This window comes from Flavobacterium flavipallidum (genome assembly GCF_038289905.1).
In the GTDB taxonomy this organism is placed as follows: Bacteria; Bacteroidota; Bacteroidia; order Flavobacteriales; family Flavobacteriaceae; genus Flavobacterium; species Flavobacterium flavipallidum.
In genome coordinates, this window is record NZ_JBBYHU010000001.1 from 197711 (window position 1) to 213427 (window position 15717).

At 36.0% G+C, this 15717-nt stretch carries 15 protein-coding genes and 1 riboswitch; of the genes, 14 read left to right on the top strand and 1 reads right to left on the bottom strand.

What is annotated here, in order from left to right; all coding sequences use genetic code 11:
* Positions 1-27: 27 nt before the first annotated feature.
* Entirely contained in the window at positions 28-792 is a 765-nt protein-coding gene (rpsB, locus tag AAEO59_RS00855; RefSeq protein ID WP_341698871.1) for a 30S ribosomal protein S2, read from the top strand.
* A 130-nt stretch (positions 793-922) separates the two neighbouring features.
* Positions 923-1885 carry a translation elongation factor Ts gene (tsf, locus tag AAEO59_RS00860; protein WP_026712609.1) on the top strand — a complete coding sequence of 321 codons (963 nt, stop codon included), beginning with the start codon at positions 923-925 and terminating at the stop codon, positions 1883-1885.
* 51 nt (positions 1886-1936) lie between these two features.
* Here tsf and AAEO59_RS00865 read toward each other — a convergent pair whose 3' ends face one another.
* A complete protein-coding gene (locus AAEO59_RS00865) occupies positions 1937-2962 on the bottom strand; it encodes a LacI family DNA-binding transcriptional regulator (protein WP_341698872.1) in 1026 nt (341 codons plus the stop codon).
* A 152-nt stretch (positions 2963-3114) separates the two neighbouring features.
* On the opposite strand from AAEO59_RS00865, the gene AAEO59_RS00870 reads away from it, so the two are divergent.
* The 12 genes from AAEO59_RS00870 (at position 3115) to AAEO59_RS00925 (ending at position 15713) form a co-directional block, all read left to right on the top strand.
* On the top strand, positions 3115-5739 hold the full coding sequence (locus tag AAEO59_RS00870) for a TonB-dependent receptor (RefSeq protein WP_341698873.1): 2625 nt from the start codon (positions 3115-3117) through the stop codon (positions 5737-5739).
* A gap of 93 nt (positions 5740-5832) precedes the next feature.
* The gene (locus AAEO59_RS00875; RefSeq protein WP_341698874.1) at positions 5833-7134 is read left to right on the top strand and encodes an MFS transporter; all 1302 of its coding nucleotides are present in this window, start codon (positions 5833-5835) and stop codon (positions 7132-7134) included.
* 4 nt (positions 7135-7138) lie between these two features.
* Complete coding sequence (locus tag AAEO59_RS00880) at positions 7139-8320, top strand: glycoside hydrolase 100 family protein (protein ID WP_341698875.1); 1182 nt, start codon at positions 7139-7141, stop codon at positions 8318-8320.
* Between the two features lies 1 nt (position 8321).
* Positions 8322-9239, top strand: coding sequence for a carbohydrate kinase family protein (locus tag AAEO59_RS00885; protein ID WP_341698876.1), 918 nt, complete (start codon positions 8322-8324; stop codon positions 9237-9239).
* A gap of 152 nt (positions 9240-9391) precedes the next feature.
* The gene (locus AAEO59_RS00890) at positions 9392-10039 is read left to right on the top strand and encodes a queuosine precursor transporter (protein WP_341698877.1); all 648 of its coding nucleotides are present in this window, start codon (positions 9392-9394) and stop codon (positions 10037-10039) included.
* A 2-nt stretch (positions 10040-10041) separates the two neighbouring features.
* Positions 10042-10605, top strand: coding sequence for a DNA-3-methyladenine glycosylase I (locus tag AAEO59_RS00895; RefSeq protein ID WP_341698878.1), 564 nt, complete (start codon positions 10042-10044; stop codon positions 10603-10605).
* 87 nt (positions 10606-10692) lie between these two features.
* A riboswitch (TPP riboswitch) is annotated at positions 10693-10788 on the top strand.
* 67 nt (positions 10789-10855) lie between these two features.
* Positions 10856-11062, top strand: a complete 207-nt coding sequence (thiS, locus tag AAEO59_RS00900; RefSeq protein ID WP_066327177.1) for a sulfur carrier protein ThiS — start codon at positions 10856-10858, stop codon at positions 11060-11062.
* Between the two features lie 85 nt (positions 11063-11147).
* On the top strand, positions 11148-12971 hold the full coding sequence (gene thiC / locus AAEO59_RS00905) for a phosphomethylpyrimidine synthase ThiC (protein WP_341698879.1): 1824 nt from the start codon (positions 11148-11150) through the stop codon (positions 12969-12971).
* A gap of 44 nt (positions 12972-13015) precedes the next feature.
* The gene (locus AAEO59_RS00910; RefSeq protein WP_341698880.1) at positions 13016-13597 is read left to right on the top strand and encodes a thiamine phosphate synthase; all 582 of its coding nucleotides are present in this window, start codon (positions 13016-13018) and stop codon (positions 13595-13597) included.
* On the top strand, positions 13570-14325 hold the full coding sequence (locus tag AAEO59_RS00915; RefSeq protein ID WP_341698881.1) for a hydroxymethylpyrimidine/phosphomethylpyrimidine kinase: 756 nt from the start codon (positions 13570-13572) through the stop codon (positions 14323-14325). Before AAEO59_RS00910 ends, AAEO59_RS00915 begins: the two co-directional genes overlap by 28 nt.
* Positions 14318-14956 (top strand): thiamine phosphate synthase, encoded by a 639-nt coding sequence (locus AAEO59_RS00920; protein ID WP_341698882.1) that lies wholly within the window; start codon positions 14318-14320, stop codon positions 14954-14956. The genes AAEO59_RS00915 and AAEO59_RS00920 overlap by 8 nt, the downstream gene beginning before the upstream one ends.
* A complete protein-coding gene (locus AAEO59_RS00925; RefSeq protein ID WP_341698883.1) occupies positions 14937-15713 on the top strand; it encodes a thiazole synthase in 777 nt (258 codons plus the stop codon). Before AAEO59_RS00920 ends, AAEO59_RS00925 begins: the two co-directional genes overlap by 20 nt.
* The last annotated feature ends 4 nt before the right edge of the window (positions 15714-15717 follow it).

Sequence of the window (15717 nt, forward strand, 5' to 3'; positions counted from 1 at the left end):
TCAACAGAACGTAAACTAGTTAAAAAAATGGCAAACAAAATAGAAGTAAAAGAATTACTAGAAGCAGGTGTTCACTTCGGACACATGACTAGAAAATGGGATCCAAACATGGCTCCTTACATTTATATGGAGCGTAATGGTATCCACATCATTAACCTATATAAAACTGCAGCTAAAATCGAAGAAGCTAACGAAGCTTTGAAAAAAATTGCTGCTTCAGGTAGAAAAATATTATTCGTTGCTACCAAAAAACAAGCAAAAGACATCGTTGCTGAAAAAGCAAAATCTGCAAACATGCCTTACATCACTGAAAGATGGCCAGGTGGAATGTTAACAAACTTTGTTACTATCCGTAAAGCAGTTAAAAAAATGTCTTCTATTGATAAAATGAAGAAAGATGGAACTTTCAACACACTTTCTAAGAAAGAGCGTTTGCAAGTAGATCGTCTTCGTGCTAAATTAGAAAAAAACTTAGGTTCAATCGCTGATATGTCTAGACTTCCAGCTGCATTGTTCGTAGTAGATATCAAAGCTGAGCACATCGCAATAAAAGAAGCACAAAAATTAAACATTCCAGTATTCGCAATGGTTGATACTAACTCTGATCCACGTGAAGTAGATTACGTTATCCCAGCCAATGATGATGCTTCTAAATCAATTGAGAAAATTTTATCTTTAGTAACTGCTTCTGTTGTTGAAGGACTTTCTGAAAGAGGTTCTGAAAAAGAAGTTGAAGTAGCTGAAGAAGCTCCTGCTGCTGAAGCTGAAGCTGCTCCTGCAACTGAAGAATAAATCAAATTTTAAATTCCAAATTTTAAATTCCAAATTCCAAAATCAGATTTTTTAACCATCTGATAACGTTGGAATTTGGGATTTGAAGATTGGAATTTTTACTTTTAACATTAAAACAAATAATTATATTATGGCAACAATTACTGCTGCAGACGTAAATAAATTAAGACAAGCTACAGGTGCCGGAATGATGGACTGTAAAAAAGCTTTAGTTGAAGCTGAAGGAGATTTCGATAAAGCTATTGAAAACCTTAGAAAAAAAGGACAAAAAGTTGCTGCTAACCGTTCTGACCGTGAGTCATCTGAAGGAGCTGCTGTTTCTTTCATCAATGCTGATAATACTAAAGGAGCTATCATCACTTTGAACTGTGAAACTGACTTCGTAGGTAAAAATGAAGCTTTCGTAACTTTAGCTAAACAATTAGTTGAAAAAGCAATCAATTTCTCTTCTAAAGAAGAATTTTTAGCTTCTGATTTCAACGGAATCACAGTTGCTGAGAAATTAATCGAGCAAACTGGTGTTATTGGTGAGAAAATCGAAATTGGTGGTTTTGAAATTATCGAAGGTGCTTTCGTTGGATCTTACGTTCACGTAAACAAAATCGCTGCTTTAACTGCAATTTCTGCTCCAATCGCTAACGCTGAGACTTTAACAAAAGACATCTCTATGCAAGTTGCTTCTATGGGTGCTGACACATTATCTTACAAAGATTTCGATCCTGCTTTCATCGCTTCTGAACTTGAAGCTCGTATCGCTGTAATCGAAAAAGAAAATGAAGAAGCTGCACGTTTAGGAAAAACTTTAAAAAATGTCCCTAAATACATCTCTTACGCTCAATTAACTGAAGAAGTTATCAAACAAGCTGAAGAAGATGCTAAAGCTGAATTAAAAGCTGAAGGTAAACCAGAACAAATCTGGGATAAAATTATCCCTGGAAAAGTACAACGTTTTATCTCTGACAACACTACTTTAGATCAAGAGAAAGCTCTTTTAGATCAAAACTTCATCAAAGATGACAGCAAAAAAGTAGGTGATTATGTTAAAGGTTTCAACGTTGAAATCACTGGTTTCAAAAGAGTAACTTTAGGATAATCCTAAACAATTCATACAAAAAAGCAGTTTGATTTACTTCAAACTGCTTTTTTATTTCTTCAAAGTTGATTCGCGGGCAATTATAGCGGTTTCTAAAGCTACAGTTTTAGCTTCAAAAGGTTTTTGTTCTTTACGACATATCATTTCTTCTAATAGTAAATTAAAAGCTGCCACGCCCATCTCATAACTTGGTTGATCCACAGTACTTAATTTTGGCGTAATAACCTGCGAAACAAGCCAATTACTAAAACCAATCACAGCAATCTGATTAGGCACCTGAATTCCCTTTTCATTAAAATGCGCCAAAACACCAACCGCTACCAAATCAGTTATAACAAAAATTCCATCTATGCCTTTGTCTTCCTCCAGAATTTGCTTCGCAAATTCAACTCCCTGCTCAAAAGTGATACTTTTACACGAATAAACTAAACTCGAATCAAAAGGAATTCCGTTCTTTTCTAAGGCTTTTTTATAACCTATAAAGCGATCAATAGAATTCTGAGGATTATCCAATCCCCGGATATGAGCAATCTTTTTACACCCCATATCTATCAAATGCTGAACAGCTTCCATAGCTGCCTTTTGATCATCAATAATCACTTTAGAACTTGGTATCAACTTGGATATTTTATCAAACTGAACAAAGGGAATTTCTTTCTCTAAAATAGATTTGATATGAGCATCATTATTGGATTCATTGGATAAGGACATAATAATACCATCCACCCTTTTATTGATCAACAATGCTACTTGCTTTTTTTCTAATTCCAAGGATTCATTAGATTGAAGCATAATGACTAAATAACCATTCTTCTCAGCTTCAGCAATTATTCCATTAACCACACCTGAAAAAAAATGATGTACTACTTCAGGAATAATCAAACCAATCGTCTTGGATTCTTTAGTCCTTAAATTAACCGCAAAACTATTAGGCGTAAAATGTAGTTCTTCAGCAAGTGCCGTAACTGCTTTTCGAGTTTTATCGCTTACGTCAGGATAATTTTTCAAGGCTTTTGAAACAGTTGTTATAGAAATACCCAACCGATTTGCAATTTCTTTTAATGTAGCTTCTCTCATACAAACAAATATAAAATAAATTTCGAAAATCGAAAACGTTTTCGGCAAAATCGAAAACGTTTTCGAAAAAAATAACAGAAATAATTTGAATAAATAAAAATAGATTTGTCAAAGAAATAACCAAAAAATTACTAACCCAACAATTTTAAACCATGAAAACAGATAATTTATCATTGAAGAGAATTGGAATTGCAATCGTATTATTGTTCTTCAATATTTCTTTTGCCCAAAATTCTAATTTATCCGGTACTGTTACTGATGCAACAGGAGCGCCACTTCCAGGAGTAAATATAGCCATTAAGAACACTGCGAAGGCAGTAGCTACTGATGCAGAAGGAAAATACGCTTTCAGTAATCTAAAAAACGGATCTATTGGAATAATTGCCACCTATATGGGATTCAAAACATTAGAAATGAATGTTATTATTAATGGCAATACGGTTCAAAACATTAGCATGAAAGAAGATGCAAATGTATTAGAAGATGTGGTAATCACAGGGGTTGTAAATCCAAAAGCTAAAATAAAATCGAGTGTTTCCATTACCTCATTAGGAACGGAACAAATTAATCAATCGGCTCCAAGATCTACTGCAGAAATCTTCAGAACCATTCCGGGTATCCGATCTGAATCATCAGGAGGTGAAGGAAATTCAAATATTTCAGTGCGTGGGGTTCCTATTTCATCTGGTGGATCTAAATATTTACAACTTCAAGAGGATGGTCTTCCGGTATTATTATTTGGAGACATTGCCTTTGCTACAGCAGATATTTTTACAAGATTTGACGGAAATATTGCTAAAGTAGAAGCTATTCGTGGAGGTTCGGCATCTACTCTTTCTTCTAATTCACCTGGTGGTATCATCAACTTTATCAGTAAAACAGGAAAAACTGAAGGCGGAAACATTAGCACTACATTTGGATTAGATTATGGGAATTTCAGAACAGATGTAGACTATGGAGGAAAAATTGGTGAAGGATTATATTTTCATGCAGGAGGATTCTACAGAACAGGAGAAGGTGTTAGAAAAACTGGCTTCAACAGCAATAACGGTGGACAATTTAAATTTAATATAACTAAAGAATTTGAAAACGGTTCGATTACTGTTTATGCTAAATTCTTAAATGACAGAGCAGCTGCTTACATGCCAATGCCGGTTGCAGTTTCAGGAACTAATGCAAATCCAACTTGGAAAAGTGTGAATGGATACGACGCTACTACAGGTGCATTACAGTCAATTTATTTAACGCATAGTCTTGGATTAGGGCCAGACGGAAATGTACGCAGAGAAGCAGTAGCCAATGGTATGCATCCTATTTCTAAATCTATAGGTGCTAATGCAAATTTTGACTTGGAAGGAGGTTGGAAAATTACAGACAATATCCGATTTACCTCAAATTCAGGTGGTTTTATTTCTCCTTTTCCTGCTGAGTTAGCAACTGCCGCAACAATTGCTAGTTCATTTGGTACCGGATCAACATTAGTTTATGCAGATAACGGCGCTGCGTTTAACAATCCAAACGGATTAGTTGCCAGAATCCACATGTTTGACACCCAATTAAACAATATGGGTAACTTCATGAATGATTTAAGATTAACTAAGAAATTCGACAAAGTAGGCCTTACAGCAGGATTATTTAAATCAATGCAAAACATTTCCATGTCTTGGTTGTGGAATTCTTATTTACAAGAAGTATCGGATAACAACCCGCGTTTAATCAACGTTAAAAATGCTGGCGGTGCTTTATTATCAGAGAACGGACTATATGCTTACGGAACTCCATTTTGGGGGAATTTAGCAAGAAACTACGATACACAATACAACGTTTCTGCTCCTTATGTGAATGTTTCGATCGATGCAACCGATAAATTATCTTTAGAAGGAGGTTTACGTTATGATAAAGGAAAAGTAACTGGATCATTTGCGGGTGGAACATCAACTACTTTTGACATTAACAACGACGGTGACATTTCGTTTCCTGAGCAAAATGTTTATGCTGTAGATAATGCAAATGCAACAGCTGTAAACTATGATTATGATTATTACTCTTATACTTTAGGAGCTAACTTCCTAATCAACAACAGACAATCGGTTTTTGCTCGTTACAGCCGTGGTGCTTCTGCAAAAGCAGACAGAATACTTTTTAGCGGTCTTGATTATTTAAATGGAGACAAAATCAATGCTTTAGATTTCTTGAAACAAGCTGAAATTGGATACAAACAAAAATTCAACAAAGGTTATTTTTACGCTACGGCTTTCCATTCGAAAACAGACGAACAAGGTGGATTTGAAGCAACTTCTAACAGTATTATCCAAAATAACTACAAATCACTTGGTTTAGAATTAGAATCATCTTACGACGTTGTTGACAACTTAAACTTAAGAGGTTCATTGACTTATACAAAAGCCGAAATTACATCTGGAGACAACAATGGCAACCAACCAAGAAGACAGCCAAAATTAATGTATAGCTTTATCCCTACTTACAAATTTATGGATAACAAAAACACTTTAGGTTTAAGTTTCATCGGTCAGTCAAAAGCATACGCTCAAGATTCCAATCAATTAGTAATGAACGGATTTGTAATCGTAAATGGATTTGTAGAAGTAGGCATTGCAAAAGGTTTATCATTAAATGTTTCAGGAAACAACTTGTTTAACACTTTAGCAATTACTGAAGCAGAAGAAGGAAGTATTACCGAAAACAGCTTAAATTATGTAAGAGCCAGATCGATGACAGGAAGATCAGTGTCGATGTGTTTAGCTTATAAATTCTAAATAATTTTTTTCATAATAGTTGGTTAGAAATTCCTGTACTTTAATAACCAAAAAAAGTACAGGAATTACATTTCAGAAATTAAATACACAATTATGGCATTCGTTAAACCTCAACTCAGCTTTTGGCAAATAATCAATATGAATGTTGGCTTTTTTGGCATCCAATATAGTTTTGGTTTGCAACAAAGTGCCGTAAATCCTATTTATGATTTTTTGCATGCCAGTCCGGATCAAATTCCTATATTAAATTTAGCAGGACCCTTAACTGGATTATTAATCCAACCGATTATTGGTGCTATGAGTGACAAAACCTGGCATCCTAAATGGGGACGAAGAAAACCTTATTTCTTCATCGGTGCTCTTATTTGCAGCATCACCTTATTCCTATTCCCATTCAGTAGTTCACTATGGATGGCAGCAGGTTTACTTTGGATTTTAGATGTTGGAAATAATACTGCCATGGAACCTTACCGAGCTTTCATCGCCGATACGCTTAACGAAGACCAACAGCCTATAGGATTTCAGGCACAGAGTTTTTTTACAGGTTTCGGACAATTTTTATCCTATATTTCTTTATTTCTTTTCCCGATTGTTTTCGCAGGTTATACTGGAGAATTACCTAACTGGATTTATGCTTCGTTTTTCTTGGGAGCCATACTTTCGATAACATCCATTTGGTGGAGCATGAAAAAAACAGCCGAAATTCCGCCAACCACCGAAGAAATTGAAAAAATCAAATCAGAACCTTTAAATCTTTTAAGTCCGTTTGTAGATATTTACCATGCTGTATTAGAAATGCCAAAGGTAATGTGGCAGCTTTTTTTAGTGTATTTGTTCCAATGGTATGCATTAATGTGTTTCTGGCAAAACAATTCAAAAAGCATCGGCTTATCTGTTTGGAATGTCACTCCAGCAAACAAAGAAGCTTATGAAAAAGCAGTAGAATGGATGGGATTAATAGGTGCTTTTGGGTTTATCGTCACCTTTTCAGTAGCTTTTTATCTGGCTAAGTTGGCTAAAAAACACAGCCCAAAAATGGTGCATTTTGTTTGTTTGCTATTTGGTGCCATTTCTTTTTTGTTTTTTCCTCAAATCCAAAACCAATATTTATTTTTTGCAGTAATCATTGGTTACGGAGTTGCATGGGCAAGTATGATGGGAATACCTTATTTAATTGTAGTAGCAACCATTCCTAAAGAAAGATATGGCGTTTATATGGGAATTATCAATATGATGATTGTTATCCCAATGATTATACAAAACCTGTCTTTTGGATACATCCTCAAAAACTTTTTAAATAATGATCCCCGACTAGCAATAAGTTTTGCGGGAGTACTTCTAATCCTTGGTTCTTTAAGCACACTTTTTATTAAAGCACACAAAACAACACATTAGCAACATGAATTCTGACACCATTACATATAATAAAGCAATTGAATTACTTCATAAAGCATCCTCAAACGAAGGTTTTCTGGCAAGTGCACAAAACATCTCTAATTACAAAAGAGTTTGGGCCAGAGACGGTGTGATTTGTGGATTGGCAGCATTGGCTTCCGGAGATAAAAATTTGATAGACACCTTTGAAAAAACATTAGAAACACTGGCAAGAAATCAACATCCAATAGGTACAATCCCTTCCAATGTAATGACTAACGGAGACAATACCGAAGTAAGTTATGGAGGATTAGCAGGACGAGTTGATGCTGTCACCTGGTTCATAATCGGGATTTGCCAATATGCTTTTTACAAAAATGATCCTTCATTTGTTGAAAAACATAAGACTAAAATCGAAAAATGTTTAACACTTATGGATGCATGGGAATTCAACAACAAACAATTGATGTATGTGCCTTTATCAGGAAACTGGGCCGATGAATACATTACGGATGGTTATGTATTATACGACCAACTGCTTCGCATCTGGGCGCTAAAAAGCTACAATTACTTTGCAAAAAACACTGAAATAAATATAAAAGTTGAAAAAATTACAGCGCAAATAGAATCGAATTTTATTCCGGGTTCTACCGGTGAAAAATACCACGAAAGGACTTATCACGAATTGCAATTAGATAGCTATATGCCTTGCTCTTTCTCTCCTGCAGGATACAAAACGCCATTTGATGCATTTGCGCATTCCTTAGCATTATTATTAAATATAGGATCAGAGGAATTTCAGCAAAAGATAATTCAACATGCTGAAAAAACAAGAACTCAAACAGCTCTGAAAATACTTCCGGCTTTTTGGCCTGCTATCAAAGAGACCGACGATGACTGGAGTTTATTGAAAAACAATTTCAAATATGAATTTAGAAATTATCCCAATGAATTTCACAATGGAGGAAGCTGGCCTATGGTGAATGGTTTTTATGGAGTAGCTCTCCTTTCAAAAAATCAAAATGACATTGCACAGGAACTGCTAAAATCTATTAATGAAGCCAATGCCAAAGAAGATTTTAGTTTCTACGAAAATTTCAATACCGAAACCCAAAAACCAAATGGAGTGCCATTTTGTACTTGGAGTGCCGCGGCAACCGTTATGGTTCATCAAGGAATTACAGCCAATTTTAAATTATTGATTTAAAATGAAAAAGACAATCGACATAATCTGTGTAGGTGAAATGCTCATTGACTTTATTGGCCATGAAATTAACACGCCTATTTCAGAAATAGAAAACTACTCCCGCTTTCTGGGTGGCTCTCCGACTAATGTTGCTATTTATGGCGCAAAATTAGGATTGAAAACAACTCTGGCAGCCAGTTGTGGTAATGATGGACTAGGTCATTTTATGATTGAAAAACTAAGCAAAAACCAGGTAAACACAAGTCTGATTAAAAAAACAAACGATTATCCCTCTTCGGTGATTTTTGTTTCGAAATCAAATGCTACTCCAGAATTTATTGCTTACCGCCAAGCCGATTATCATATTATTGAAGAGCAAATTCCGGATTCTATACTCGAAGAAGCTCAAATTTTTCACACCACTTGTTTTGCTTTAAGCAAAAATCCGGCTCGTGAAACCATTTTGAAAAAAGCTAAAAAAGCCCTTCAATTAGGATTACAAACAAGCATTGACCTTAATTTTTCCGAAAAAATATGGCCTGATAGAAACGAAGCCACTGAAGTAATTGCAGCATATTTGGCCACTAAACCCCTAGTAAAATTAAGCGATGACGACTGCTTCCGATTATTTAATCAAATCAAAAGCGACGAAGAAATCATTGAATATTTTAAAATTTTAGGCGCTTCAGCTATTTGCTTAACCAAAGGAAAAAACGGAGTAACTTACTGGGATTCTCAATTGGGGATGATACACAAAGAAGCTCCTTTTGTAAAAAATATTAAAGACACAACCGGAGCAGGTGATGCTTTTTGGACCGGATTTTTATACGGAAAACTCAAAGGCAAAGAACCTCTTGAATGTATTACCATCGCTCAAAAAACAGCAGCAATCAAGCTACAACATCTGGGTCATTTTCCAGATAATATTCAGCTCGAATAATTTTAAAGAAAAACGCAAAACTAAAACCCTAACCGTGACTTTGATTAAGTTCCCTTTTGTATAAAAGCGGAACTTTTTCTTTTATTGGTAAATAAATCATTTATCAATTCTAAAAATAATAAACTAAATTTGGTTGCATCAAAAACCCAAATATGTTTCAATCCAAAAAAGATCTTGTGTATGTAATTCTGGCGGGAATATTCATCACTAATGCCGTTGTTGCCGAACTAATCGGTGGAAAACTTATTTATGTGGGCCCTTATTTAATGAGTGTGGGTATTTTGCCTTGGCCAATTGTATTTTTAACTACTGATTTAATTAACGAATACTTTGGCAAACAAGGAGTAAAAAAACTTTCGCTGATAACAGCCTGCTTGATTGCTTACTGTTTTGTTTTATTGTTTGTTGCTTTAAAAATTCCTGCAGTAAAAGGAGAAGGTCTGGTTACAGATGCACAATTTCATGCCGTTTTTGGGCAAAGTATGTGGATTATCGTTGGTAGTATAACAGCTTTCCTTGTTTCCCAACTCATAGATGTTAGTATTTTTCATTTTTTCAAAAGAAAAACAGGCAACAATATGATTTGGTTAAGAAGTACCGGATCAACCGTTATCTCTCAATTATTTGATAGCTTTATCGTATTGGGAATTGCTTTTTGGATGACCGGAAAAATCAACACCGAACAATATATTGCTTCGGCATTTACAGGCTATTTTGTCAAATTGATTATTGCCATTTTACTAACTCCGCTAATCTATTTAGGACATTCATTAATTGAAAAATACATTCACAGCAAATAATTATGGAATCTAAAACACGCTGCGCCTGGTGCGAAAAAGATGATTTATACCGTAAATACCACGATGAAGAATGGGGCACTCCCGTATATGATGACGCAAAATTATTTGAATTTTTAATTCTTGAAACCTTTCAGGCGGGCTTGAGTTGGTACACTGTTCTGACCAAAAGAGAACATTTTAGAGTTGCTTTCGATAATTTCGATTATAAAAAAATAGTACATTATTCCGAAGAAAAAATAGAAGAATTACTATTGAATCCGGGTATCATTCGAAACAAATTAAAAGTACGTGCAACTATTTCTAATGCAATCGCTTTTATGAAAGTTCAGGAAGAATTTGGCAGTTTCTCCAAATATATTTGGGCTTTTACTGATGAAAAACCTATTGATAATAATCCTAAAACTTTAAGAGAAGTTCCTGCCACCACTCCACTCTCGGATGCTATTAGTAAAGATTTAAAAAAACGAGGATTCAAATTCGTGGGTTCCACCGTAGTATACGCACACATGCAGGCTACTGGAATGGTTAACGACCACATAGAAAGTTGTTGGACAAGAGCCCAGTAATCAGTGTTCAGTTTAGAAGTATTCAGCACAAAATTGTTAAACTTCTAATTTACACCTTCCTTTTTCTAACTTTTTGCTTACATTTGTCGCACACTTTAGGGGTGTCTGCATTAGCAGGCTGAGATTTTACCCTCTGAACCTGATCTAGTTCATACTAGCGTAGGGAAAAGTAAGATGACTTCCAGTAGTTCCATTTTTTGGGGCAATTTGTAGCCATTCCTAAAGTATTTTTTATTTAAAAAATCAAGGAATGGAACTAAAAATCAACAATCAAATCAAACAATTTCAAGCAAATGCTCTTAGCATCCAAGCCTTGCTCGATATTGAAATTCCGCAAAAACAAAACGGCATTGCCGTAGCTGTTAACAACAATGTGATTCCAAAATCCAATTGGGACAATCACCAGCTATCCGAAACTGACGACATTTTAATTATCTCCGCTACTCAAGGCGGTTAAAACAATTTAAAGATTAAAAGATTTAAGAATTTAATGATTCGAATCTTTCAATCTTTCAATCTTTCAATCTTTCAATTAAAAAAATATGACAAACGAAGAACAAATATCTCGACAACCTTTCCCTAATTCGACTAAGGTTTACATCGATGGTGAAATCCACCCAATAAAAGTAGCGATGCGCGAAATCAAATTATCCGACACTAAACTTTCTAAAGGTGGAGTAGAAAAAAATCCTGCCGTAACAGTTTACGATACTTCTGGACCTTATACGGATCCAAATATCGAAATCGATGTTAGAAAAGGTTTACCTAGAATTCGCGAACAATGGATTTTAGACCGTAATGACGTTGAAGAATTAACCGAGATCTCATCTGATTATGGAAAAGAACGTTTGGCAGATGAGAAATTAAACCACCTTCGTTTTGAATATTTACACAAACCCATGCGTGCCAAAAAAGGCGCTAACGTTTCTCAATTGTATTATGCAAAAAAAGGAATCATCACTCCTGAAATGGAATACATTGCCATTCGTGAAAACCAACGTATCGAACAATTAGAAACCGCTCAAACCGCCATGCAATGTCAGCATGCCGGACATAGTTTTGGTGCAAACACTCCAAAATCTAAAATCACTCCTGAATTTGTTCGCTCCGAAGTTGCCGCCGGTCGTGCGATTATCCCTAACAACATCAACCACCCTGAAAGTGAACCGATGATTGTGGGACGTAATTTCTTGGTTAAAATCAATGCTAATATTGGAAACAGCGCCGTTACATCCTCTATCGAAGAAGAAGTAGAAAAAGCGGTTTGGGCTTGCCGTTGGGGAGCTGATACTATCATGGACTTATCTACTGGGAAAAACATCCATGAAACCAGAGAATGGATTATCCGTAATTCGCCGGTGCCAATTGGAACGGTGCCAATTTACCAGGCTTTGGAAAAAGTAAACGGGATTGCCGAAGATTTAACTTGGGAAGTTTTCCGTGATACTTTAATTGAACAGGCTGAACAGGGAGTTTCTTACTTCACTATCCACGCCGGAGTTTTATTGCGTTACATCCATTTAACGGCTAATCGTGTTACGGGAATTGTTTCTCGTGGTGGTTCGATTATGGCCAAATGGTGTTTGTTTCACCACAAAGAAAACTTCTTATACACGCATTTTGAAGAAATCTGCGAAATCATGAAACAATATGATGTGGCTTTCTCTCTTGGAGATGGTTTACGTCCGGGATCTATTGCCGATGCGAATGACGCTGCTCAGTTTGCCGAATTAGAAACTCTAGGTGAACTGACAAAAATTGCCTGGAAACATGATGTACAAGTTTTCATCGAAGGACCGGGTCACGTGCCAATGCACATGATTAAGGAGAATATGGACAAGCAATTAGAACATTGTTCAGAGGCGCCATTTTATACTCTTGGTCCATTAACCACTGACATTGCTCCGGGTTATGACCACATTACTTCTGCTATTGGAGCTGCGATGATTGGTTGGTACGGCTGTGCGATGTTGTGTTATGTAACGCCAAAAGAACATCTTGGTTTACCAAACAAGAAAGACGTAAAAGACGGAGTTATCACTTATAAAATTGCCGCTCACGCTGCCGATTTAGCCAAAGGACATCCGGGAGCACAATACCGCGACAATGCCTTGAGTAAAGCCCGTTTCGAATTCCGTTGGGAAGATCAATTCAATTTGGCACTTGACCCAGACACAGCAAGAGAATTTCACGATGAAACTTTACCTGCTGATGGAGCTAAAGTTGCCCACTTCTGCTCAATGTGCGGACCTAAATTCTGCTCTATGAAAATTTCTCAGGAAATTCGTGATGTGGAAGAAGCTAAAAAAGGAATGCAGGAGAAATCAGAGGAATTTATCGAGCAAGGGAAAGAGATTTATATTTAAAAAAGTGGGAAGTTAAACCCACCTTCTAACTTCTAACTTACCAAATGATAGTCATATCCAATCCAACTGCGGTAGCAAATGAAATAAACACCATCCATTCTCTTTTTGAAAATGGAATGGAATTATTTCATGTTCGAAAGCCTGACTTTTCTGAAGAGGAAATGAAAACTTTTGTGACTGCAATTGGATTGGAATATAGAAATCAGTTGGTTTTACACAGTTATCATCATTTGGCTAAAGAATTTGGAATAAATCGGATTCACTTTTCTTCAACAAACAGACCTGATAACTTTCAAAAAACTGAAGGTTTTACAGTATCTACTTCTACACATTCCATCGAAGAATTCAATGAGTTGTCTGAGGATATTGATTATGCTTTTTTGAGCCCTGTTTTCAAAAGTATTTCCAAAGAAAATTATAAACCCAATGTAAACTGGTCAACTGAAATAAAAAAGAGAACCCATTTTAAAACAAAACTAATCGGCTTAGGTGGAATCCAAGCTGAAAACATTCATCAGGCTTTTCAATTTGGCTTTGATGATGTAACACTTTTAGGAACCATTTGGAACAGCAATAATCCAATAGAAAATTTCAAATCATGTCAACAAATCGTCCTTTCGTTTTAAGTATTGCGGGCTTTGACCCTTCGGCCGGAGCAGGAGTTTTGGCTGATATCAAAACTTTCGAACAGCTTCGGGTACAGGGTTTTGCTATTAACACTGGTAATACCATTCAAACCGAGAGTAACTTCTTTGAAATGCAATGGACAACACTTGATTTTGTTTTGCGAAGCATTGAAGTTCTATTTCAAAAATACAACCTAAAAACTGTAAAAATCGGAATTGTTCCTTCATTAGAATACCTGAAAGAAATTGTTTTTACGATAAAAAAACTTTCACCAACAACAAAAATAGTTTGGGATACCGTATTAAAATCAACAACCGATTTTAGTTTTTTAAACATCAAAAATCAATCTGTTTCGATAGAAATACTCCAACAAATTGATTTGATTACGCCTAATTACAACGAGATTTTACAATTGGATCCAAATGAATCAGAAGCCGGTTTTATTGCTAAAAAACTTGCTGAACATACGGCTGTCTTTTTAAAAGGCGGTCATCATCCTACCGAAACAGGCACTGATTATTTATATACTGAAAGCCAGTTTTTCAGGCTTTCGCCAAAGAATACCGAAATATTTCAAAAACACGGTTCCGGCTGTGTTTTATCGTCGGCTATAACCGCTAATCTGGCATTGGGACAAAATTTATTACCAGCCTGTGAAAATGCCAAAAGTTATACCGAAAACTTTTTATTATCCAACACAACACAATTAGGAAATCACTATGTTTAATCGCTTGCAATATATATCACAAGGAAATACAGTTGAAGAACAACTGTATAACATCCATCAAGCTTTGGATCACGGTTGCGACTGGATTCAAATGCGATTCAAAAATGCTACTTCCGAAGACACTTTTACTTTGGCGGAAGCCGTAAAAATATTATGTCAGGAATATTTAGCCACTTTTATCATCAACGATAATGTCGCTCTAGCTCAGGAAATGGATGCTGAAGGAATCCATTTAGGATTAAGCGATATGAGAATCTCTAAAGCCAGAGAAATTTTGGGAAGCAGCAAAATTATTGGCGGTACAGCCAACACCTTCGAAGATATTCAAAAACACGTCAATGATGGTTGTGATTATATCGGACTAGGTCCTTTTCGTTTTACAAAAACCAAAGAAAAACTAAGTCCAATTTTAGGATTAGAAGGCTATGCTGAGCTGATGCATAAAATGCAGCAAGCACAAATCAAAACTCCAGTTTACGCTATTGGAGGTATTCAAACGGATGACGTGGAAGCCATCATCAAAACAGGGATTCACGGCATCGCTATGTCAGGATTAATTACTGAAAGCCAAACAAAAGCACAACTTATTACTGAACTTAACGAAAAATTATATGGATACTACATTGTTTAATATAGGCGATAAAAGCTTCGAATCAAGATTGTTCTTAGGAACAGGAAAATTTGGTTCGAATAGCCAAATGGAAGAAGCTATTTTGGCCTCAGAATCTGAATTAGTAACAGTAGCTTTAAAACGTGTCGATTTAGAAACTGATACGGACGCAATTTTGTCGCATTTGAAACATCCAAAAATCAATTTATTGCCCAATACTTCGGGAGCAAGGAATGCTAAAGAAGGCATTTTTGCGGCACAATTAGCCAGAGAAGCTTTGGAAACGAATTGGCTAAAACTGGAAATCCATCCCGATCCAAGATACTTACTTCCCGACCCAATTGAAACCTTAAAAGCAACGGAAGAGTTAGCAAAATTAGGCTTCATTGTTTTGCCATACATCCACGCTGATCCTGTTTTATGCAAAAGATTAGAAGATGTAGGAACAGCAGCGGTAATGCCTCTGGGTTCACCAATAGGAAGTAACAAAGGATTAAAAACGATTGATTTTCTGGAAATCATTATCGAACAATCTAAGGTTCCTGTGATTATTGATGCAGGAATTGGAGCCCCTTCGGATGCTGCAAAAGCAATGGAAATGGGTGCTGATGCCGTTTTAGTAAACACTGCTATTGCCGTAGCCGGAAATCCAAAAATGATGGCAGAAGCTTTTAAAGAAGCCGTTATCGCTGGAAGAAAAGCATTCGAAGCTAAACTGGGACAACAATATTCACAGGCAGTGGCTTCGAGTCCATTGACAGCATTTTTGTACGAATAAACTA

Coding starts and splice junctions, on each gene's coding strand:
- AAEO59_RS00880 (WP_341698875.1), top strand. CDS start 7,139: ATGAATTCTGACACCATTACATATAATAAAGCAATTGAATTACTTCAT.
- AAEO59_RS00865 (WP_341698872.1), bottom strand. CDS start 2,962: ATGAGAGAAGCTACATTAAAAGAAATTGCAAATCGGTTGGGTATTTCT.
- AAEO59_RS00910 (WP_341698880.1), top strand. CDS start 13,016: ATGATAGTCATATCCAATCCAACTGCGGTAGCAAATGAAATAAACACC.
- AAEO59_RS00915 (WP_341698881.1), top strand. CDS start 13,570: ATGTCAACAAATCGTCCTTTCGTTTTAAGTATTGCGGGCTTTGACCCT.
- AAEO59_RS00890 (WP_341698877.1), top strand. CDS start 9,392: ATGTTTCAATCCAAAAAAGATCTTGTGTATGTAATTCTGGCGGGAATA.
- AAEO59_RS00885 (WP_341698876.1), top strand. CDS start 8,322: ATGAAAAAGACAATCGACATAATCTGTGTAGGTGAAATGCTCATTGAC.
- AAEO59_RS00920 (WP_341698882.1), top strand. CDS start 14,318: ATGTTTAATCGCTTGCAATATATATCACAAGGAAATACAGTTGAAGAA.
- AAEO59_RS00875 (WP_341698874.1), top strand. CDS start 5,833: ATGGCATTCGTTAAACCTCAACTCAGCTTTTGGCAAATAATCAATATG.
- thiS (WP_066327177.1), top strand. CDS start 10,856: ATGGAACTAAAAATCAACAATCAAATCAAACAATTTCAAGCAAATGCT.
- AAEO59_RS00870 (WP_341698873.1), top strand. CDS start 3,115: ATGAAAACAGATAATTTATCATTGAAGAGAATTGGAATTGCAATCGTA.
- AAEO59_RS00925 (WP_341698883.1), top strand. CDS start 14,937: ATGGATACTACATTGTTTAATATAGGCGATAAAAGCTTCGAATCAAGA.
- AAEO59_RS00895 (WP_341698878.1), top strand. CDS start 10,042: ATGGAATCTAAAACACGCTGCGCCTGGTGCGAAAAAGATGATTTATAC.
- thiC (WP_341698879.1), top strand. CDS start 11,148: ATGACAAACGAAGAACAAATATCTCGACAACCTTTCCCTAATTCGACT.
- tsf (WP_026712609.1), top strand. CDS start 923: ATGGCAACAATTACTGCTGCAGACGTAAATAAATTAAGACAAGCTACA.
- rpsB (WP_341698871.1), top strand. CDS start 28: ATGGCAAACAAAATAGAAGTAAAAGAATTACTAGAAGCAGGTGTTCAC.